At 77.3% G+C, this 20832-nt stretch carries 18 protein-coding genes and 1 pseudogene; 3 read left to right on the forward strand and 16 right to left on the reverse strand.

All coding sequences use genetic code 11. The features are described from left to right. Position 1: 1 nt before the first annotated feature. From AC0OLQ_RS22200 to AC0OLQ_RS22210, 3 genes are all read right to left on the reverse strand, one after another. Entirely contained in the window at positions 2-742 is a 741-nt protein-coding gene (locus AC0OLQ_RS22200; protein WP_484527837.1) for a phosphotransferase enzyme family protein, read from the reverse strand. A gap of 77 nt (positions 743-819) precedes the next feature. Beyond that, on the reverse strand, positions 820-1590 hold the full coding sequence (locus tag AC0OLQ_RS22205) for a DUF5995 family protein (RefSeq protein ID WP_107078757.1): 771 nt from the start codon (positions 1588-1590) through the stop codon (positions 820-822). Positions 1591-1698: 108 nt separating this feature from the next. Continuing rightward, complete coding sequence (locus AC0OLQ_RS22210; protein ID WP_484527838.1) at positions 1699-4641, reverse strand: ATP-binding protein; 2943 nt, start codon at positions 4639-4641, stop codon at positions 1699-1701. Positions 4642-4829: 188 nt separating this feature from the next. Between AC0OLQ_RS22210 and AC0OLQ_RS22215 the strand changes: the two genes are divergently transcribed. After that, positions 4830-7232 (forward strand): AAA family ATPase, encoded by a 2403-nt coding sequence (locus AC0OLQ_RS22215; protein ID WP_484527839.1) that lies wholly within the window; start codon positions 4830-4832, stop codon positions 7230-7232. Positions 7233-7351: 119 nt separating this feature from the next. Here AC0OLQ_RS22215 and AC0OLQ_RS22220 read toward each other — a convergent pair whose 3' ends face one another. The 4 genes from AC0OLQ_RS22220 to AC0OLQ_RS22235 all read right to left on the reverse strand — a co-directional run bounded on the left by AC0OLQ_RS22220 (position 7352) and on the right by AC0OLQ_RS22235 (position 10231). Next, positions 7352-7918, reverse strand: a complete 567-nt coding sequence (locus AC0OLQ_RS22220) for a dienelactone hydrolase family protein (RefSeq protein WP_484527840.1) — start codon at positions 7916-7918, stop codon at positions 7352-7354. Between the two features lie 47 nt (positions 7919-7965). Further along, entirely contained in the window at positions 7966-8337 is a 372-nt protein-coding gene (gene paaI, locus AC0OLQ_RS22225; RefSeq protein ID WP_357344109.1) for a hydroxyphenylacetyl-CoA thioesterase PaaI, read from the reverse strand. A 37-nt stretch (positions 8338-8374) separates the two neighbouring features. Beyond that, entirely contained in the window at positions 8375-9682 is a 1308-nt protein-coding gene (paaK, locus tag AC0OLQ_RS22230) for a phenylacetate--CoA ligase PaaK (protein WP_484527841.1), read from the reverse strand. A gap of 111 nt (positions 9683-9793) precedes the next feature. After that, the gene (locus AC0OLQ_RS22235; RefSeq protein WP_484527842.1) at positions 9794-10231 is read right to left on the reverse strand and encodes a DUF6766 family protein; all 438 of its coding nucleotides are present in this window, start codon (positions 10229-10231) and stop codon (positions 9794-9796) included. Positions 10232-10485: 254 nt separating this feature from the next. Here AC0OLQ_RS22235 and AC0OLQ_RS22240 point away from each other — a divergent pair, with 254 nt between their 5' ends. After that, complete coding sequence (locus AC0OLQ_RS22240) at positions 10486-10980, forward strand: FluC/FEX family fluoride channel (RefSeq protein ID WP_484532404.1); 495 nt, start codon at positions 10486-10488, stop codon at positions 10978-10980. Then, the gene (gene crcB, locus AC0OLQ_RS22245; protein WP_484527843.1) at positions 10977-11339 is read left to right on the forward strand and encodes a fluoride efflux transporter CrcB; all 363 of its coding nucleotides are present in this window, start codon (positions 10977-10979) and stop codon (positions 11337-11339) included. The genes AC0OLQ_RS22240 and crcB overlap by 4 nt, the downstream gene beginning before the upstream one ends. Before the next feature lie 81 nt (positions 11340-11420). Here the strand turns inward: crcB and cobA are convergent, their stop codons facing one another. From cobA to cobI, 9 genes and pseudogenes are all read right to left on the reverse strand, one after another. Next, a complete protein-coding gene (gene cobA, locus AC0OLQ_RS22250) occupies positions 11421-13100 on the reverse strand; it encodes a uroporphyrinogen-III C-methyltransferase (protein WP_484527844.1) in 1680 nt (559 codons plus the stop codon). After that, the gene (locus AC0OLQ_RS22255; protein ID WP_484527845.1) at positions 13097-13690 is read right to left on the reverse strand and encodes a precorrin-8X methylmutase; all 594 of its coding nucleotides are present in this window, start codon (positions 13688-13690) and stop codon (positions 13097-13099) included. The genes cobA and AC0OLQ_RS22255 overlap by 4 nt, the downstream gene beginning before the upstream one ends. Continuing rightward, the gene (locus AC0OLQ_RS22260) at positions 13687-14775 is read right to left on the reverse strand and encodes a HoxN/HupN/NixA family nickel/cobalt transporter (protein WP_484527846.1); all 1089 of its coding nucleotides are present in this window, start codon (positions 14773-14775) and stop codon (positions 13687-13689) included. Before AC0OLQ_RS22260 ends, AC0OLQ_RS22255 begins: the two co-directional genes overlap by 4 nt. Before the next feature lie 26 nt (positions 14776-14801). Continuing rightward, a pseudogene (locus tag AC0OLQ_RS22265) lies at positions 14802-14960 on the reverse strand (4Fe-4S binding protein); the annotation flags it as partial. Then, positions 14948-16717 carry a precorrin-3B C(17)-methyltransferase gene (gene cobJ, locus AC0OLQ_RS22270; RefSeq protein ID WP_484527847.1) on the reverse strand — a complete coding sequence of 590 codons (1770 nt, stop codon included), beginning with the start codon at positions 16715-16717 and terminating at the stop codon, positions 14948-14950. The pseudogene AC0OLQ_RS22265 and the gene cobJ, both read right to left, overlap by 13 nt. Continuing rightward, complete coding sequence (gene cbiE, locus AC0OLQ_RS22275; RefSeq protein ID WP_484527848.1) at positions 16714-18033, reverse strand: precorrin-6y C5,15-methyltransferase (decarboxylating) subunit CbiE; 1320 nt, start codon at positions 18031-18033, stop codon at positions 16714-16716. Before cbiE ends, cobJ begins: the two co-directional genes overlap by 4 nt. Beyond that, complete coding sequence (locus AC0OLQ_RS22280) at positions 18021-19166, reverse strand: cobalt-precorrin-5B (C(1))-methyltransferase (protein WP_484527849.1); 1146 nt, start codon at positions 19164-19166, stop codon at positions 18021-18023. The genes cbiE and AC0OLQ_RS22280 overlap by 13 nt, the downstream gene beginning before the upstream one ends. Next, complete coding sequence (cobM, locus tag AC0OLQ_RS22285) at positions 19163-20011, reverse strand: precorrin-4 C(11)-methyltransferase (RefSeq protein ID WP_484527850.1); 849 nt, start codon at positions 20009-20011, stop codon at positions 19163-19165. Before cobM ends, AC0OLQ_RS22280 begins: the two co-directional genes overlap by 4 nt. After that, a complete protein-coding gene (gene cobI / locus AC0OLQ_RS22290) occupies positions 20008-20778 on the reverse strand; it encodes a precorrin-2 C(20)-methyltransferase (RefSeq protein WP_484532405.1) in 771 nt (256 codons plus the stop codon). The genes cobM and cobI overlap by 4 nt, the downstream gene beginning before the upstream one ends. Positions 20779-20832: the final 54 nt, after the last annotated feature.

The following is a 20832-nucleotide window of genomic DNA, read 5'->3' on the forward strand; positions in this document are numbered from 1 at the left end:
GTCAGGCCAGGGCGGCCGTCCAGCGGTCCACCCCGGCGTCCAGCAGCGCGGCCGTGGCCCGCCAGTACGCCCCGTCCTCGGCGTGGATCCGCGCCCAGGGCTGCACCCCGTCGCGGGCGCCCGCCGCCAGCAGGTCGACCATGGCCCGGGCCCGGCGGCCGAGCAGCGCGGCCAGCGCCGGCCGGTCCGCCGCCGGCAGCCCGTAGCCGTCGACCAGGGCGCGCAGCCGGGTGGCGGACTCGTCGAGCGGGCGGTCCGGGCGCATCCCGGCCATGCTCTGCCCCGCGTACGCCAGCTCCCAGAGCCGGGTGCCCGGGCCGGCCGCGTCCCAGTCGATGAGGACCCACCCCCGGTCGGAGCGGACCAGGTTCCACGGCGCCACGTCGTGGTGGCAGATCAGCTCCGCGCCGTCGGGTGGGATGGCCGGCTGCCACACCGCGCCGGGCGGGGGCGGGAAGGAAGCCGTCGCGCGGTGCAGGTCGGCCAGGAACGCGCCGATCGAGGCCAGCTCGTCGAGGGAGTAGGTGCCGGCCGGATCGCCCGGCTCCCCCGGCACGTACTCCAGCACCTGGCGGCCGCGGTCGTCCTGGCCGAGCGGGCGGGGCGCGCCGCGGAAGCCCACCTCGTGCAGGTGGCCGAGCAGGGCGTCGACGGCGGGGGTCCACGGGCCGGCCGGGCGCCGGACGGTGTCGCCGACCCGGACCACCCCGGCGGTCACGTTGCCGGGGAGCGCCTCTTCCACCGGCCCATCCTCGCACCGCGGGCGGCGTCCCCGCGTCCCGCGCCCGGACGGCGGGACGCGGGGACCCCCCGTCCCGGCTACTGGAGGAACGCCCCGAGGGGCGACAGCAGCAGCCGGCCGAGCAGCGCGGCGTTGTCGTCCAACCGCATCCGCTCACACTCGCGGGCGTCCGGGTCGTGCCGGCAGCGCCAGATCTTCTGCGCGTTGCGCCAGGCCACGTTCCGGGTGTATTCCACCAGTTCGCCCTGGTACCAGTCGTCGATGTCGCCGTTCACCATGTCGATCATCAGCTGCCAGTGGTCCAGGTAGCCGCGGCGCAGCTCCGGGATCCGCTCGGCGAAGATCTTGTTGATCTCCAGGTAGTCGTGGTGCTGGTCGCTGCCGTCGACCGGCTCGGACTCCAGGCTGTCGAAGGTGGTCACCAGCGCGAACGGCAGGTCGTAGTTGATGTGGGCGTTCACCCCGGCGGCGGCCGACGGCAGGGGCCGGGCGTCCGGGCCGCGCATCCGCTGGAACAGGCACGACCACGCCTTCGGGGTGCTCGGGTGGGAGTCGGTCCAGAACCGCAGCGCGTCGAAGTAGCGGGCGGCGAACTCCACGTCGAGCCGGGCCAGGAAGGCCGGGTCGGTGAAGCGGTCGTCGTACAGGCCGTCGAGCACCGTGGACGTGATGACCAGGTAGAGCTTGTTGAAATCGGCCAGCGGGCAGCTCTCCTCCAGCGGAGGCAGCCGGACCAGCAGGTCCTGGAGCTTGGTGAGATGGTCGACGACCGCCGGCACGTCGGCGGGGTGGTCGGCGAGCAGCCCGACGATGTCCTGGTGCACGGGACCCCACACCGGTTCGGTCATCTCTCCTCCACAGTGGTCGGCGCCCCCACGACGCCACCCGACGCTGGACAGCCTTCCAGCCGGCGTACGCCGGCCGGATCAGTAGAACGACGTATTGCCGACGTACGGCTACTCGGGACCGTTGCGCAGGAAGATGGCGCTGGCCTGGACGCGGGTGCGGACCTGGAGCTTGTCGAAGATGTGCGACACGTGCACGCCGATGGTCCGCTCGCTGATGAACAACCGCTGGCCGATCTCGCGGTTGGTCAGCCCTTCGGCGACCGCGGCCAGCACCTCCCGCTCCCGGGCGGTGAGCACGTCCAGCTCGTCCACCGTGGACGCGGCCGGCGCGGCGGCCCGGGGGCGGGGCACGGGACGGGCGGCGGCCGGACCGTCGTCCAGGGCCACCCGGGCCCGCCCGGCCAGGGTACGGATCTCCGCGCTGAGCGGCACCGCGCCGAGCGCCTGGGCCGTCTCGTGGGCCTGCCGCAGCAGCTTGCCGGCGGTGGCCACCCGGCTGCGCCGGGCCAGCAGCGCCTCGGCCTGCCGCAGCCGCGAGTAGGCCGCCGGGTAGGGGTGGTGGCGCCGGTCCCACTCGGTGGCCGCCCGGGCCCACAGCTCCGGGTCGCCCCGGCCGTCGTCCAGCCGGCTCAGCTCGGCGGCGCAGAGGGCGAGGAACGCGTCGGCGACGTACCGCACCGGGGCGCCGGCCTTCCCGCTCTTGCGGGCCACCCGGTCGACCACCTCGCGCAGCCGGCGGACCGCGTTGGGGTCCACCTCGACGGTGCGGCTGGCGGCCGCCTCCGCCTCGGCGCGCAGCCCGTGCCAGGCCAGGGTGGCCAGCACGATGACGTCGTCGGAGCGGCTCTCGGTCAGGCCCCGCTGCACCGCCTGCCGGGCCAGGTCGTGCCGGCCCTGCCACATGGCCAGCCCGGCGCGCAGGATGAGCATCGGCAGCACGTGCCGGGCCCCGCCGCCGGCCAGCACGGTGGCGACCGCCTCCAGGTCGCGGTCGGAGGCCTCGACGTCGCCGTAGCCGACGGAGAGCCGGCACCGGGCGAGCAGCAGCTCGACCGCGTCGGCGCCCGACGGGCGGTGCCGCAGCGCGGCCGCGACGACCTTCTCCGCCTCGGCCCACTGCCCCACCCGGAACAGCCCGTTGGTGGCGATGGCCAGCAGCCGGGTCTCCCAGGTGCGGCCGAGCCCCAGCTCGGCGACCCGTTCGGCACCCCGGCGGGCCACCACGACGCCCTCCTCCAGGATGTTCAGCGGCCCGGTGAGCAGCTCGGCCAGGTGCAGGTACGCGCAGGCCACGTCCTCCGGCCGGCCGGAGCGCTCGGCGGTGTCGAGCGCCTGCCGCATGACGGCCAGCCCGGCGTCCGGATCCTCCAGATAGGCCTCACTGAAGCCGAGCGCGGCGCTGGCCAGCACCACCTCGGAGGCCGCGCCCTCGACCTCGGCCGCGAGCCGGAGCGCCTCCCGGGCCTGGTCGCCGGCCTCGGCGTAGCGGCCCAGATGCAGCAGCAGCTCGGCCAGGTGGGCGGCGGCGGTGGCCCGTTCCCGGGGCGTGCAGTCGGCCGCCGCGAGCACCCGCCGGTATTCGGCCTCGGCCGGGGCGGAACGGCCGGCGGCGGCCAGGTAGCGGGCCCGCCGGATGTGCAGGGCGCAGGTGGGCGGGCCCCCCGGGTCGGCGGCCAGCTCCTCCAGCAGGGCCAGCGCGCGGGCGTGCTCGCCGCAGTGGTGCGCCGACTCGGCGGCGTGGGTCAGCAGCTCGGCCCGGTCCACCTCGACCGGCTCGGGCCGGCCGCCGTCGGGCGGCACGGCGGCCGGAGTGCCGGCCAGGCTCAACGCCGCCGACCAGTGGCGGTGCGCCTCGGCGTAGCCGTGCAGCCGCTCGGCCTCGCGCGCGGCGGCCATCGCGGCCGGCAGCGCTCGGGCGGGCTCACCGGCCAACCGCCAGTGGTGGGCCAGCCGGGCCTGGTGCAGCTCGGCGGTGGCCGAGGTGAGCGCCTCGGCGTAGCGCCGGTGCAGGGCGGCCCGCTCGGCGGGGAGCAGCTCGTGCGCCAGCACCTCGGCGACCAGGCGGTGCCGCAGCCGGTAGCCCTCGTCGGCGCCGACCAGAAGCCGGTGCGCCACCGCCTCCCGGACCGCCTCGATGAGCTGCTCCTCCGGCAGGCGGACCACCTGGGCCAGCAGCCAGTGCTCGACCGGCTCGACACCGGCGGCGACCGCGTGCACCACGGCGTGCGCCGGCTGCGGCAGGGCGTCGACCCGGGCCAGGAAGACCTCGCGCAGCGTGTCGGAAAGGCCATCGTGGCCGTCGCGCAGGTCGCGGGCCAACTCCTCCACCACGAACGGGTTCCCGCCGCTGCGCTGCCAGAGCTGGTCGGCGGCCTCCGGAGCCAGCGGCGCGCCGACGACCGCGGCGGCCAGCTCGTCGGTGCCGGCCCGGTCCAGCGGCGCCAGGTCGACCACCCGGACCGAGCGCAGCCGGCGCAGCTCGGTGAGCACCCGGCGCAGCGGGTGCGCGCCCTGCAACGACTCGGCCCGGATCGCGGCGAGCACCGACAGCTGAAGGTCGCCCAGGCCGGCGAGCAGATAGAGCAGGAGCTGGCGGGTGCTCCGGTCGACCCACTGGAGATCGTCGAGGACGAGCACCAGCGGCCGCCCGCCGGCGACCAGGTGCAGGCCGCGGGAGACCCGCTCCAGCAACGCGCCCGCGCCGTCCGGGCCCGGAGTCTCCTCGTCGAAGACCTGGAGCAGGCCGCGGACCGCGGAGGAGGTGCGCGCCTCGGTCAGGTCGGCGTCGAGGCGGCGCAGCGCCTGGCGCAGCGGATGCAGCGGGGAGGCGTCGCCGATGTCGAGGCAGGCGCCGGTGAGGACCAGCGCGCCCGCGTCCCGCAGGCGCTCGACGGCCTCGGCCAGCAGCCGGGTCTTGCCCACCCCGCTCTCGCCGGTGAGGAACACCGCCGCGGTCTGCCCGGGGGCGACGTCGTCGAGCAGCGCCGACCGGAGCGCCGCCACCGTGTCGGCACGGCCGACGAGCGGCGCGGTGTCCACATCGCTGGCCATGTCTCGCAGCCTAGTCACAGCTCCCCGCACCGTTCTACGGGCTCAGCACCCTTGTGGTACTCCTCGCGTCGACATTGCGACTAATGGTTGCGGGTGGTCGACATACGTCGTCCTACCGATCCCCGGAGGACCCGGTGGTGAAAGTCTCCGGAGGTCGTCAGGCACCGGACCGGGGAAAGGGGGGTGCGATGCCCATCACCACGCCCGTGGGCAGTCGGGAAGGCGTCACCGTCGCGCGCTGGCCGGTGCCGGTGGAGCGCCGTACGGTCACCGTGCTCTTCGCCGACATCGTCGGGTCGACCGCGCTGGTCGAGCGGCTCGACCCGGAGGACGTCCGGGCGCTGCAACAGGCGTACTTCGGCACGGTGGCCGCAGTGCTGCGCCGGTGGCACGGCGTGGTGGAGAAGTACGTCGGTGACGCGGTGATGGCGCTGTTCGGGGCGCACGGCTCCGACGGGTTCGACGCCTACCGGGCGGTACGCGCCGGGCTGGAGATCCAGGCCGCGCTGGACCGGCGGCTGCCGGCCGGCACCCGGCTGCGGGTGCGGGTCGGCGTGGCCACCGGCGAGGTGCTGGTCGACCTGGCCGCCACCCGGGACGGCGGGCACGGCGCGGCCAGCGGCGCGGTGATCACCACGGCCGCCCGGCTCCAGGAGTACGCCCCGCCCGGCGGGGTGGTGGTCTGCGCGGCCACCCGGCGGGCCGTCGCCGGCCTCGTGGACCAGCGCCCGCTGGCCGCCATGACGGTGGCCGGCAAGGCGGTGCCGCTGGACGTCTGGCGGGTTTCCGGGGTGGCCCGGCACCGGCCGGCCCGGCACCACGGCCCGCTGGTCGGCCGCCGGCGCGAGCTGGCCACTGCCGGTGACGAGATCACCCGCGCCGTGCGGGAGCGGCGGCCACGCTGGATCTCGCTGGTCGGCCCGGCCGGCAGCGGGCGCAGCCGGATGCTGCACGAGCTCGTCCGCTCGGTGTCGACGGTGGACGGTGTCCGGGTGCGCTGGTGCGTCGCGCACTGTCCGCCGTTCCCGGACGGCGAGCTGGCGCCGCTGGCGGACATGGTCCGCGCCCTCGCCGGGCTCCGCGACACCCACCCGCCGGAGACCGTACGCCGACGCCTGGCCACCGCACTGGACGGACTGCCGCCGGCCCGGCGCGGCACGGCGGCGCACGCGTTGGCCGAGTTCCTGGCCGCGCCGCGTGACGCCGGGGCGGCCGCCCGCGGCGCCGAGGTGTGGCGGGAGGTCCTGCTCGACCTGGCCGCCGGCCAGCCGACGGTGGTGGCGGTGGACGACCTGGACCGGGCCGCACCGGCGCTGAACCGGTTCCTGCACCGGCTCTTCGCCGCCGCGAGCGAGCGGGGGCTGCCGCTCGCGGTGGTGGCCACCCACGGTCCGGGCTGGGCCGATCTGCTGCCCGGGGCGGCCGGCCGGCGGCGCCGGGTGCCGCTGCCCGCGCTGGGCACCGTCGACACCGGACGGATGCTGCGGCACCTGCTCGACCGGGCCGGCCGGCCCACCGCGCCGGCCGCGGAGCTGCTGCCGCTGGTCGGCGGCAACCCGGCCGTCGCGACCGCGTACGCCGGCGCGGCCGACGCCGACGGCGAGCCGGCCGGGGTGCCCGAGCCGGTCCGCCGCCTCGTCGACGCGCGGCTGGACCGGCTGGACGGCGAGCAGCGGGCGGTGCTGATGGCCGCCGCGGCCCCGGGCGCGGAGGTGGCGCCCGGCACGGTGGAGCGGATGCTCGGCTGGACGGCCGGGCGCACCCGGCCGCTGCTGCGGGCGCTGGTCGACGCGGGCCTGCTGCGCCGCACCGCCGCCGGCCGGTACGCGGTCGCCGAGCCCGCGGTGGCCCGGGTGGCCGCGCACCGGCTGCCCCGCGCGGTCCGGGCGGAGTTCACCCGCCGACTTCGGGCCGCCGAAACGGCGGTCCGCCCGGCCGGGACGGGGCCGGACGGCGTCGCCGCCCGAGTCGCCGCCGGCCGGGCGGCCTGCCCGGCAGGGACGGGGCACCGGTCGGGTGGAGGGGCCCGACCGGCGCCGGTCCCGCGGGCCGCCGGCCCGGCGTCGGGTGCGACGGCAGCGGGCGGACCGGCAGCGGGAACCGCCGCGCCGGCCGCCGTCGTCGTGCCGGACCGGGCCGTCGTCGTGCCGGAGCGGGCCGCCGTCGTGGCGGCGCGAGCCGCCGTCGTGGCGGCGCGAGCCGCCGTCGTGGCGGAGCCGGCCGCCGTCGTGGCGGAGCCGGCCGCCGTCGTGGCGGAGCCGGCCGCCGTCGTGGCGGGCCGGTCGGCGGGGGTGTCGGGGGGCGCCTCCGCCGGGCGGTCCGGCGAGCGGGGCGGCGCGGCGCCGGCCGGCGGGAACCGGTCGGGCCGGCCGGTGCGGGGGCGGCTCGCGCTGTTCCCGGGGCTCGTGGACGCGTTACCGGGCGGGACGTCGCGGGAGCCGGACGGACAAGTCGGACCGCTGAGCGGCCGACCGCCGACCGTCGGGCCGCCGAGTCCGCGTCGCGCCGTCCAGGGACGGCCGGTCGCCGTGCCCGCTCCGGCCCGACCATCGCGAGCCGACGGAACCGGCGTGCCCGTGCTCGCGGCCTGAACGCGACGTCCGGGCCGGAGCGGGCACGGGGCCACTCCGGCCCGGACGTCGTCGCGGACCGTCGAGCCGCGGCGCAGCTCGCCACGAGGGCGCCGGCCGGCGAGGCGGCCGGCCGTGAGTCAGTGTTCGGCGAGAAACGCCAGGACGCGGTCCCAGGTGAGCGCGGCGGCCCGGGCATCGTGGTCGGGCGTGTCGGGATCGGTGAACAGGTGCCCGGCGTCCTGATAGCGGTGCACGGTCAGCTCGGCGCCGGCCGCGGTCATCGCCCGCTGCCACTCGTCCACCTCGTCCGGTGTCTCGTACTCGTCGGGATCGGCGAGGTGCAGCTGCACCGGCAGCCCGGGGCGCACCGATTCCGGCGCGCCGCCGGTGCCGTGCAGCAGGAGCAGCGCCGCCGCCCGCGGCCGCTCGGCGAGCAGCGCCCCGGCGACGCCGGCGCCCATCGAGAAGCCGGCCAGCACGGTCTCGGCGGGCAGTTCGGCCGCCGCCGTCCGGGCCCGGTCGAGGACCGTGTCCTGGCCGATCTTGTCGAACAGCGCGAAACCAGCCTCGACGGACTCCGCGGCCGGCACCTCGTACAGGTCGGGGGTGGCGACCCGGTGCCCGGCGGCGCGCAGCCGGTCGGCGGCGGCCAGCACGGCGGGCCGCAGCCCGTAGACCGAGTGCAGGAGCAGGATGTGTGCCATGGCCCATCCTGGCCCGCGCCCGACGGGTGGACCGCTCGGCGCGCCGGTCAGTCGCGGGCGATGGTGCGGCTGCGGCCGCGGAACTCGGCGACCACCTCGCCGTCCCGCGACACCGTCACGTCGTAGATGCCGCTGCGGCCGTAGCGGACCCGCTCGCTGGCCCGGGCCTCCAGCAGGTCGCCCTCGCGGACCGGGCGGAGGAAGCTGATCTCGCCGCCGGCGGCCACGGTGGCCGGGCCGTGGCTGTTGCAGGCCAGCGCGAACGCGGTGTCGGCGAGCAGGAAGACGAAGCCGCCGTGGCCGATGGCGTGGCCGTTGAGCATTGCCGCGGTGACCCGCATCCGGGCCACCGCCGCGCCGTCGCCGGCCGAGACCAGCTCGATGCCGAGCCCCTTGGAGGCCACGTCGGCGTCGAACATGTCGTGGGCCGCGGTGCGGCCGTCGTCGCCCGCCACGTCAGCGTCCCCGCCGCTGGTCGACGATCCGGCGCATCTTGCCCATCGAGCGCTCCACCCCGTCCGGCTCGATGACCTGCACCGCCACGCTCACCCCGATGGTGTTCTTGACCTGCTCGACCAGGGCCATTCCGGCCCGCTCGGCCTCGTCGACGGCCACCCCGGCCCGCCGCTCCACCTTGACGGTGAGGGTGTCCAGCCGGCCCTGCCGGTCCAGCACGCACTGGAAGTGCGGCGACAGCGCGGGTGTGCGCAGGATCAGCTCCTCGATCTGGGTCGGGAAGACGTTGACCCCGCGCACGATCATCATGTCGTCGGTCCGGCCGGTGATCTTCTCGATCCGGCGCATGGCGCGGGCGGTGCCGGGCAGCAACCGGGTGAGGTCGCGGGTGCGGTAGCGGACCACCGGCATGGCCTCCTTGGTGAGCGAGGTGAGCACCAGCTCACCGCGCTCGCCGTCGGGCAGCACCTCGCCGGTGACCGGGTCGATGATCTCCGGGTAGAAGTGGTCCTCCCAGACGTGCAGGCCGTCCTTCGTCTCCACGCACTCGACCGCCACCCCGGGCCCCATCACCTCGGAGAGGCCGTAGATGTCCACGGCGTGCATGTCGAGGCGCTGCTCCATCTCCCGGCGCATGTCCTCGGTCCACGGCTCGGCGCCGAAGATGCCGACCTGGAGCGAGGTGGACTTCGGGTCGACGCCCTGGCGCTCCATCTCGTCGACGATGGCCAGCATGTAGCTGGGGGTGACCATGATGACGTCCGGCGCGAAGTCGCGGATCAGCATGACCTGCCGCTCGGTCATGCCGCCGGAGACCGGGATGACCGTGCAGCCCAGCTCCTCGGCGCCGTAGTGCGCGCCGAGCCCGCCGGTGAAGAGCCCGTAGCCGTACGCCACGTGCACCCGGTCGCCGGGGCGGCCGCCGGCGGCCCGGATCGAGCGGGCCATCAGCTTCGCCCAGGCGTCCAGGTCGGCGCGGGTGTAGCCGACCACGGTCGGGCGGCCCGTGGTGCCGGAGGAGGCGTGCAGCCGGGCGACCCGCTCCCGGGGCACGGCGAACATGCCGAACGGGTAGTTCTCCCGCAGGTCGGCCTTGCCGGTGAACGGGAAGCGGGCCAGGTCGGTCAGCTCGCGCAGGTCGTCGGGGTGCACGTCGGCCGCCGCGAAGGCCCGGCGGTAGTGCGGCACGTTGTCGTACGCGTGCCGCAGCGACCGGCGCAGCCGGTCGAGTTGCAGCGCCCGCAGCTCGTCGACGCCGGCCCGTTCGACGGGTTCCAGCTCATCCGGACGAGGGGTGCGGTCCTGCACGGTGGCCTCCTGCGCGACGGGACCCGGACGCCGCGTCGCGCCGGGCGATGCGGATCACCGTACGCCCGTACGGCCCGTCCTGCCAGGTCAGGTCCCCGATGCGGCGGACCGTCAGGGGTTGTCCGGGTCGAGCCCTCGCTCGCGCAGCAGCGCGTCCAGCTTGGCCTCCATCCGGTCGTCGGACTCCCGCGACTGCGACGAGCCCCAGTAGTAGAAGAGGGCCAGACCGGCGGCCTGCCAGATCAGCTGGAGGAACTCGGACTGCCAGTTCTCGAAGGTGCTGGCGAAGAACTGCGGCAGGAACTCGCTCCAGGCGAAGCTCTGCCCGTGCTGGCCGGCCTCGTTGCTCTCCACGGCCATCTGGAAGAGGAACTGGCCGAGCCACGAGAAGAGGAAGAGCGCCCCCGTGACGAGGGCGAAGGAGTACGCCTTCGGCCACGCCGGCTTGCGGAACGGTGGGCCCTCCGGCCGGCTGCGGCCGCTGCCTCCGTTGCCGGCGGCGCGGGACCGCGCCGAACGTGTGCCGGCTGTGCTGCTGCCTCCGGCCATCACGAACCCCCTTCCGTCGCAGGTCGATCGACTCGGGGGAATGCCCCGGGCCGGCGCGGTCGAAACCGACGCAACCGGCGGCGGAGGCGCCGACCGGGAAATCGACGCAACCCGTGGCGGCGGCCGGCGGACCGGGCGGCCGACGGGCGGCGCTATGCTCGGGGGCGGAACCGGCGGTGGGGCCCGCCGTCCCGCAACCGCCGGGAGAACCGCGACACGCTCGCCAACGGTCCCTGCCAGTGATGCCCGTGCTGGTGGGAGGCACCGTGACCGGACCGTCCGAGTTCCGCGTCGACCCCGACGTCGACCTGCGCGTCCCCGCCGACCGGCGGGAGCTGGCCGCCCACCCGGCGGCGGTGCTCGGCGTCATCGCCGCCGGCGGGGTGCTCGGCGCGCTGGCCCGGGCCGGGCTCCAGGCCGCGTTCCCGCACCCGCCCACCGGCTTCCCGTGGGCCACCTTCGGCATCAACGTCGGCGGCTGCCTGCTGATCGGCGCCCTGATGGCGGTGATCAGCGCCCGGCCGCCCGGCCCCCTGGTCCGGCCGTTCCTCGGCGTCGGCGTGCTCGGCGGCTTCACCACCTTCTCCACCTACGCGGTCGACGCCCAGCGGGCGATCGCCGCCGGGGCGCCGGGCATCGCGCTGGCGTACCTGGCGGCGACCGTGGCCGGCGCGCTGCTGGCGGTCTGGGCCGGGGACGCGGTGGCCGGCCGGCTGCTGGCCCGGGCCGGGGGCGGGGCGACCCGGTGACCGTCCTGCTGATCGCGCTCGGGGCGGCGCTGGGCGCGCCCCTGCGCTACCTGACCGACCGGGCCGTGCAGGCCCGCCACAGCTCCCCCTTTCCCTGGGGCACCCTGACCGTCAACGTCTCCGGGTCGCTGCTGCTCGGCGCGGTGGCCGCGGTGCCCGCCTCCCCCGCGGTGACCGCCCTGGTCGGCACCGGCTTCTGCGGGGCGCTGACCACCTGGTCCACGCTCAGCTACGAGACGCTGCGGCTGCAGCGCGCGGGCCGTCGCGGCCACGCCCTGGCCAACGCGCTCGTCAGCGTCGCCGCCGGCCTCACCGCGGCCACCGTCGGCTACACGCTGGCCGGCGCGCTCACCGGCTGACCGCGACCGGCCCTTCCACCCTGGTCGGCCGGCGAACCGCCGGCCATCCGGTGCGAGCGGCGGCTCGGCGTGCGGTCCGGGTCAGGCCGGGGCGGGCGTCGCCGCCACGACCGGCTCGGCCGCGGGCGCCAGCGCCACCACCGGTCCGACCACGAAGACCGCCGGTGGCCGGACCTCGTCCCGCTCGGCGAGCGCGCCGACCTCGTCCAGCCGGCACCGGGCCGTCCACTGCTCCGGCTGGCCGGCGTCCCGGACCACCAGGACCGGCGTCTCGGGCGCGCGTCCGTGGGCGAGCAGGTCGGCGGCGATCCGCCCGACGGTGTCGACCGCCATGAGCAGCACCAGCGTGCCCCGGGCCCGGGCCAGCGCGGCCCAGTCCACCAGGGAGTCCGGGTGCCCCGGCGGCAGGTGCCCGGAGACCACGGTCACCTCGTGCGCCACGCCGCGGTGGGTCACCGGCACGCCGGCCAGGGCGGGGGCGGCCACCGCGCTGCTCACTCCGGGCACCAGCACCGTCTCCACCCCGGCCGCGGCGCAGGCCAGGACCTCCTCGTGGCCGCGGCCGAAGACGTACGGGTCGCCGCCCTTGAGCCGGACCACCCGCCGGCCGGCGCGGGCGTGCGCGATCAGCGTGTCGTTGATGGTGTCCTGGGCCATCGACGGACCCCGGGGCACCTTGGCCGCGTCCACCAGCAGCACGCCGGGGCGGAGCCGGCGCAGCAGCCCGGCCGGGGCGAGCCGGTCGGCGACCACCACGTCCGCGGCGTCGAGCAGTGCCCGGCCGCGTACCGTGATGAGGTCGTCCGGGCCGGGCCCGCCGCCCACCACGGCCACCTGCCCGGGCCGCAGCGCCGGCTCGTGGTGGTCGGCGTCGTGGTGATGGTGGTGGTGGCCGTGGCCGTCGGCCGGGTCGTCGGGGTGGTGGTGCGGGGTCTGCGGCCGCCCCACCTTGTCGGCGAAGCCGGGCAGCGCCACCCGGTACGCGCAGGTGTCGCAGTTCATCCGGATGTCCCCGCGCAGCGCCTCGGCGTGCCGTTCCAGGACCAGGTCGGCGAGGGCGTCGCAGTCCCCGATCACCTCGGCCACCCGCACGTCCAGGCCGGGATGGTCGGCGGCGAACTCCCGGCTCTGCGCCACGATCCGGTCCGGCAGCACCCCGGCGAAGAGGAAGTACGGGGCGACCACGATCCGCCGGGCGCCGAGCCGGCGCAGGCGCTCCAGCACGGCCGGCACGGACGGCTCGGCGAGCGAGACGAAGCCGGGCTCCACGCCGGCGTAGCCGCGCCCCTCCCAGAGCAGCCGGGCCACCTTGGTCACCTCGGCGTTGGCGTCCGGGTCGGTGGAGCCGCGCCCGATCAGCGCGACCCAGGTGCCGGCCCCGTCGGCGCCGTCGAGCGCCGCGTCGATCCGCCGCGCCAGCACCTCCTGGAGCAGCGGGTGCGGCCCGAGCGGCCGGCCGTACGCGTACCGCAGGCCGGGGTGGCGCTGCTTCTCCCGGGCGAGGGCGGCGGGGATGTCCCCCTTGCCGTGCCCGGCGGCGGCCAGCACCAGCGGCAGCGCCACCAGGTGGCGGTGGCCCCGATCGACCAGCGCGCCGACGGCGTCGGTCAGCGGCGGGCGGGACAGCTCGATGAAGCCGCCGTCGACGTCGGCGAGGGCGCCCCGGCGGCGGATCCGCTCGACCAGCGCGGCGAACTGGGCGACGCCCGCCGTGCTGCGGGTGCCGTGCCCGACGATCAGCAGCGGGGGAAGGTGCTTCACTTGTCCTCCAGGTACAGCAGGGCGTTGAGGGCGGCGGCGGCCACCGCGGAGCCGCCCTTCTCCCCCACGTTGGACACGGCGGGCAGGGCGCTGGCCCGCAGCGCCGCCTTGGACTCGGCCGCGCCGACGAAGCCGACCGGCAGGCCGACCACCAGCGCCGGGGCGGCGTCGAGGCCGATCAGCTCGACCAGCGCGGTGGGGGCGCAGCCGACCACCCAGGCCGCGCCCGGGCCGACCCGGTCGTACGCGATCCGCATCGCCGCGGCCGAGCGGGTGAGGCCGGTGGCCCGGCCCAGGTCGGCGGCGGCCGGTTCGGCGACCGGGCAGACGATCTCCCGCCCGGCCCGGGTGATGCCGGCGGCGACCATCCACACGTCGGTGACGATCGGCGCGCCGGCCCGCAGCGCGGCCAGCCCGGCGGCCAGGCCGGCCTCGTCGCAGACCAGGTCGGTGACGTAGTCGAGGTCGGCGCTGGCGTGCACCACCCGTTCGGTGACCGCCCGGGTCAGCGGCGGCAGGTGTGACAGGTCGACCCGGTCGCGCAGGATCCGGTAGGACTCCGCCTCGATCGGGTGCACGGTGCGGGTCATGATTCCGCCCGCCCGTAGCGGCGGTCGTAGCCGCGCAGCCGCCAGACCAGCACGGCGCCGCCCCAGGCGAGTGCGAAGAGGCCCACCACGGCGTAGCCGAGCTGCTCGAAGTGGTCGGCGATCGAGGCGTACCCGGCCAGGGCGGTGGCGCCGAGGTGGTCGGCGAGCAGCCCGGCCAGGTAGACGCTGGCGACCAGGCCGCCGACCAGCACGGTCATCGTGGTGGTGGCCAGGTTGTACCAGAGCCGCCGGGCCGGCTGCCGGTACGCCCACGAGTAGGCGCGGCTCATCAGCAGGCTGTCCGCGGTGTCCATGGCGGACATTCCGGCGGCGAAGAGCAGCGGCAGGGTGAGCAGGGCCAGCACCGGCAGCCCGCCGGCGGCGGCGGTGCTCGCCGAGAGCGCCAGCAGGGTCACCTCGCTGGCCGTCTCCAGGCCCAGCCCGAAGAGGAAGCCGACCGGGGCCATGTGCCAGGAGGAGCGGACCAGGGTGCGGGCCCGGGCCCCGAGGATCCGGTGCATCAGTCCCCGGTTGAGGAGCATGAGGTCCAGCTCGGTCTCGTCCAGCGCGCCGGCGCGCAGCCGCCGCCAGAGCCGGGCCAGCCCGGCCAGCACCACCGCGTTGAGGGCCGCCACCAGCAGCAGGAAGCCGGTGGCGGTGACGACGGCGACGGTGGCGCCGACCTCGCGCACGCCGGCCATCCGGGCGCCGGTCAGCCGGGTGGAGGCGAGACCCACCACCACGGCGAGCAGCAGCACCACGGCGCTGTGCCCGAGGGCGAAGAAGAAGCCGACACCGACCGGCCGCCGGCCGCGCAGCAGCATGAGCCGGGTGGTGTCGTCGATGGCGGCGATGTGGTCGGCGTCGAAGGCGTGCCGCACCCCCAGCACGTAGGCCAGGGTGCCGGCGCCGGCCAGCCCGCCGGCCGCCACCGGTTGGTGGTTCCAGTACAGGTAGAGGGTCACGCCGGCGACGTGCAGGGCGGCGACCGCGCAGACGATGCCGCCGAGGCGGGCCCGCTCGGCGCGGCTCCAGCGGCCGAGGGTGGGAGCGGTCGTCGGGGCGGCGGTCGGGGTCGAGGTCATCGCTCTCCTCCGGGTTCGGGGTCGACGCGGATGGCGTCCACGGGGCAGATCTCCAGGCATTCGAGGCAGCCGGTGCAGCGGTCGGTGACGCGGAGGCCGGCGGGGGTGGGGCGGATGGCGTGCACCGGGCAGGTGAGCAGGCAGGCGCCGCAGCCCTGGCAGGGGCCGATGGTCACGACCGCCACCGGTACCCCCGGGGCGTGACCATCCGGCCGGCGACCACCCGGGTCTGCGAGCTGCCGACCACCACCACGCTGTACATGTCGACCAGCGCCGGGTCGAAGGTGGCCAGGCTGGCCAGGTGTACCCGCTGCCCGGGCCGGCTGGCGTTGCGCACCACGCCGACCGGGGTGTCCGGCGGCCGGTGCGCGGCGAAGGTCGCCAGCGCCGCCCCGAGCTGCCAGTCCCGGGTGCGGCTGCGCGGGTTGTAGAGCAGCGCCACCAGGTCGGCCTCGGCCGCGGCGGCGATCCGGCCCACGATCACCTCCCACGGGGTGTGCAGGTCGGACAGGCTCAGGTAGACGTGGTCGTGCCCGAGCGGCGCGCCGAGCAGCGCGGACGCGGCGAGGCCCGCGGTCACCCCGGGCACGCCGACCACGTCGATCCGGTCGTCGGCGTACTCCAGGGCGGGGCTGGCCATCGCGTACACCCCGGCGTCGCCGGACCCGACCAGGGCGACCGCGTGGCCGGCGGTGGCCTCGGCCACCGCGGCCCGGGCCCGCTCCTCCTCCGCGCCGAGCCCGCTGGCCAGCACCCGGGTCCCGGGGCGGAGCAGGTCGCGGACCTGGTCGAGGTACTGGTCCAGGCCGACCACCACGGCGGCCCGGCGCAGCTCGGCCACCGCGCGCGGGGTGCGCAGGTCGGCGGCGCCGGGGCCGAGGCCGACCAGCGCGAGCCGGCCGCGCGGGGCGCGCCGGGCCACCGCGACGGTGGCCATCGCCGAGGCGGTCTTCGGCACCAGCAGCGTGCCGTCGTGGCGCAGCGCCGCGGCCTCCGCGACGCTCGGCGTGCCGACCGCGGCGCGGACCACCTCGCTGGGGTGCGGCACGTCGACCGCCGCCAGCTCCGCCGCCGGCCAGGTCTCCAGGGGTACGCCGTACGCCTCGGCGGTCGCCCGGATGCCCGCCTCGTCGGCCTTGAGGTCCACGCTGGCCAGGCAGCGCAGGCTGGCCGGGCTGAGGCCGGCGTCGGCGAGCACCCGGCTCAGCAGGTCGGTCACCTCGGCGCCGGGCACGCCCCGGCTGGAGCCGACCCCGGCGACCAGGGACGGCGGCCGGAGCACCACGGTCCGCCCGTCGAGCGGGACGAGCCGGTCGGTGACCAGGATCCGCCAGCCGCCCGCGCCGTCCCCGTCCCGTCCCGCCGCACCCGGGTTGCCGGCGCCGGCCGGCGGGGGCGTGACCTCGACGCGGACGTGCTCCGGCAGGGCGGGCAGCGGCCAGGTGGCGTCGGCGACCAGCCGGACCGGCTCGCCGTCGAGCATCGCCCGGGACACCGCGGCCACCGCGCCCTCCACCGGCCAGCCGAGGGTGTCCAGCCCGGGCAGGCCGACCGCGTCGGTGGCGGTGGTGACCACCGGCCGGGCGTCGAGCAGCGCGCCGACCTCGGCGGCGAGGGCGTTCGCACCGCCGGCGTGCCCGCCGAGCAGGGCCACCGCGTGCCGGGCCGCCTCGTCGACCACCACCACGGCCGGGTCGGTCCGCTTGTCGGCGAGCAGCGGGGCGAGGATCCGGACCACCGCGCCGGTGGCCAGGAAGGCGACCACCGCGTCGCACTCCCGCCAGGCCGCCCGCAGCGCCTCGGCGACGCTCTCCGCCTCCACGGGCCGGGCGTGCGGCCAGGCCGCGGCGAGGGTACGCGTGTGCCGCCGGCCGGCGGCGGTGGCCGCGACGAGTCCGATGCAGGTCATCTGCTCCCCCGTGGGTGCGGTGTGGACGGTCATGGCAGCTCCCCGGTGAGCACGACGACCGGGTTGGCGGCGGCCAGGCGCAGCGAGCCACCGGGCAGGTCGGCGAGACGGGCCGCGGCGAGCTGGCAGCCGTCGACCGCGTAGCCGGCGGCGCGCATCAGGTGCACGGCCGGGGCGACCCGGTCGAGCGCGGCGAGGGTGACGACCACCCGGGGCGGGCGGCGGTCGGCCACCGCGGCGAGCACGTCCACGCCGCCCCCGCCGACGAAGACCGCGTCCGGGTCGGGCAGCCCGGCCAGGGCCGCCGGGGCGGTCCCGGTCACCACCCGGACGTCGACGCCGTGCCGGGCGGCGTTGGCCCGGATCGGCGCGTCCGGGTCGCGTTCCACGGCGAGCACCGCCGCGCCGAGCAGCGCGCACTCGATGCCGACCGAGCCGCTGCCGGCGCCGACGTCCCAGACCAGCCGGCCCAGCCGGGGCCGCAGCCGGGCCACCACGAGCGCCCGGACCTCCGCCTTGGTGATCATCGAGTCCCGATGGCCGTACGCGGACTCGGGCAAGGCCCACCCCCCGGCAGGCGCGGCGGCAGGCTGGTCATCGCGACGCATCCCGGCGTCGCCCCCCGCGATCTTGCACTTCGTGCCCGGGCAAAAGGCCCGAACCGGACGCGCGTCGGGCCGTAAGTGCAAGATCGACGCGGCCGCGTCCTCGGCCGTGACGGGGACGGTCTCCGGGGCCAGGCTCAGGACTACGTGCGGGTCGGACCAGGTTGTCGCGGCGGCCTCGGCCGGGGTGGTCCAGGTGACCCGCTCGTCAGGGGTGCCCAGGTGTTCGGCGACGACCAGGCGGCGGTCCCAGCCGGCCAGGCCGGCGCCCAGCTCGGCCGCGCCCGCGCCGGGGGCGGTGAGCACCGCGACGGCGGGCAGCGCCCGGCAGGCGTTGAGCGCGGGACGTGGGTCCCGGCCGTGCGCGGTGACCACGGCCGCGCCGTCCCAGGGCAGCCCGGCGCGGGCGAACGCGGCGGCGACGCTGGAGACAGCGGGCAGCACCCGCACCGGCAGGCCGGCCGCCCGGAGCCGGCGGACGATGCCGAAGAACCCGGGGTCGCCGCTGGCCAGCACCACGGCGGGCGTGCCGGCGGCGACGGCGGCGGCGAGCCGGTCAAGGGCGGGGGCGAGGGGGCCGAGCACGACGGTGGCGCAGCCGGCCGGCACCGGGACGGCCGCGAGGTGCCGGGCCGCGCCGACGACCAGCCCGGCGTCCGCCAGCGCGGCGGCGAGCGCGGGGTGCGCCGGCCGGCCGGCGGCGTCGATCCCCGCCACGAGCACGGTCGGCGTCACGCGGCCCACCGCCCCGAGGAGGCGACCACGCGGGCGCCGGCGAAGTCCACCATGGCCACGTCGACGGTGACCGCGTGGCCGGCGAAGCGGCGCAGCACCTGCCGGACCCGCCGGCAGAGCAGGTCGCCGGCCGGGCCGAGCAGCCCGGCGGCCGCCCACAGCTCGTACGCGTGCCGCCCGGTGTTGGCCGCGGCGACGGCGGCGACCAGCTCCGGATCGCCGCCGGCCTCGGCGGTGACCGCGCCGAGCAGCGACAGGTCCACCTTCGACCGGGTGTAGTGGGTCATCAGGATCCCGGCGGCGAGCTTGGCCAGCTTGCCGGCCATGCCGACGAAGACCACCCCGGTCATCCCGTCGCCGACCGCGGCGGTGACCGCCGCGCCGGTGAAGTCGCCGACCTCGACGAAGCACACCTCGGGCAGCTCCGACAGGAGCGCCCGGGCGGCCCGCTCGGTACGCCCGCCGGTGCAGAGCACCACGGTCCGCTCCCCCTGGGCCGCCATCACGTGCACGGCCTGCACCACGCTGGCCCGCCAGGAGGCGGTGGAGAACGGCCGGACGATCCCGGTGGTGCCGAGGATGGAGATGCCGCCGAGGATGCCGAGCCGCCGGTTGGTGGTCTTGCGGGCCATGATCTCGCCGCGCGGCACGCTGATCACCACGCGGACGCCGGTCTCGCCGAGGTCGACCACCTCGGCGACGGCCTGGCCGATCATGCGGCGCGGGGTCTCGTTGATCGCCGGCCCGCCCACCTCGAGGCCGAGCCCCTGCCGGGTGACGGTGCCGACGCCCGGCCCGCCGTCGAGGCGCAGCCCCGGCTCGTCCCGCCAGGTCACGGTGGCGGTCAGCTCGGCGCCGTGGGTGACGTCCGGGTCGTCGCCGGCGTCCTTGACCACCACGGCCTCGGCCCGCTGGGCGCGTTCCAGGTCGCAGCGGGCCACCGCGAAGGTGACCCGCCGGCCGGCCGGCAGGCCGATCTCCACCTGGCGCTGCGGCTCGCCGGTGACCAGCGCGGTCAGCGCCGCCTTGGTCGCCGCGGTGGCGCACGCGCCGGTGGTCCAGCCGGTCCGCAGCGCGGTGGGCCGGACCTTCGCCGTACGCGGCAGGTCCGGCTCGCGCAGCGGCGGCTCGGGGTACGTCACCGGCCGTCCCCGGTCGGGTCGGCGGCGTCGCCGGACCGGTCGGCGCGGGCGCGGCGCAGCGCGGCGCGGGCGCCCGGCTCGGCCCGCCGGTAGGTGTGGAAGTGCCCGGGGTGGTAGAGGTGTGAGCGGGTGCCGGTGGCGGCGAGCGCCGGACCGACCAGGAACAGGGTGTGCTTCCAGAGCTTGTGCGCCTTGACCGTGGCCTCCAGCTCGCCCAGCGCGCACCGGACCACCAGCTCGTCCGGCCAGGTCGCCTGGTAGGCGACCACCACCGGGGTCTCCGGCGGGTATCCGCCGGCCAGCAGTTCCGCCTGCGCCTGCCCGGAGCGGGCGGCGGAGAGGAACAGCGCCATGGTGGTGCCGTGCCGGGCGAAGTCGCGCACCCGTTCGCCGTGCGGCATCGGTGTCTTGCCGCCCTCCAGCCGGGTGAGGATCACCGACTGGGCGACCTCGGGGATGGTCAGTTCCCGGCCGACCAGCGCGGCGACCGCGGTGAACGAGGACACCCCGGGCACCACCTCCACGGCCAGGCCGAGGTCGCGGCACAGGTCGAGCTGCTCCTGCACGGCGCCCCACAGGGCCGGGTCGCCGGAGTGGATCCGGGCCACGGTCAGCCCGTCGGCCGCGGCCCGCTCGTAGAGCGGCCGGACCCCCTCGATGGGCAGCTGGGAGGAGTCGACGATCTCGGCGCCGGGGCGGGCGTGGGCGAGCACGTCGGCGTGCACCAGGCTGGCCGCCCAGATCACCACGTCGGCCTCGGCGATGACCCGGGCGGCGCGCAGGGTGAGCAGGTCGGCCGCGCCGGGGCCGGCCCCGACGAACCAGACCTTGCCGGTGGTGGTCACAGTTTTCCTCCCCGGCCGTCCCGGCGGGCCGGGACCAGCAGCGTCGACAGGTACGGCAGGTCGGTGGCGGTGGCGTCCACCGGCCCGATCCGCTCGCCGGGCAGGCCGAGCGACCGGCCCAGCACGGCATCCGGCAGCCGGCCCTGCCGGCGCAGCTCGTCGACCAGGTCGGGGTGGCGGCGCCAGCCCTTGTAGACGACGACGGTGCCGGGGCCGGCGAGCGCGTCGGCGACCGGCGTGAGCCCGGCGGTGGCCGGCAGCAGGGTGAGCGGTTCGCGGCCCTCGCAGAGCGGCACGCCGGCCCGGGCGGCCAGCTCCTGCATGGCGGTGATGCCGGGCACGGTGCGCACCTCGACCCCGGGCCGCCGCGCCCGGACGCCGTCGGCGAGGTAGCCGAAGGTGGAGTAGACGTTGGGGTCGCCGATGGTGGCGAAGGCGACCGACCGGGCGCCCGCGTCGACGGCGCCCACCACGGCCGCCGCCGCGGCGTCCCACGCCCGCTCCCGGCGGGCGGTCACCCCGCCCCGGTCGTCGAGGGCGAACGGCAGCCGGCGCAGCCGGTCCGCGGGCACGTGCGCCCGCACGGTCGTCTCGGCCCGGCCCGCGGGCGCGTCCGGGTCCGCGGCGTGCCGGTCCAGCACGGGTACGAACACCAGGTCGGCCTCGCCCAGCAGCCGGGCGGCCTTCAGCGTCAGCAGTTCCGGGTCGCCGGGTCCGACCCCGATCCCGGTCAGCACGGCGGCGGGCGGGGCGGACGGTCGCTCCACGCGCCCCGGCCCGGCGGGCACCGGCCGGCTGGGGGTGGGGCCGGTCGGGGCGGC

The organism is Micromonospora sp. Utrum1 (assembly GCF_057197805.1).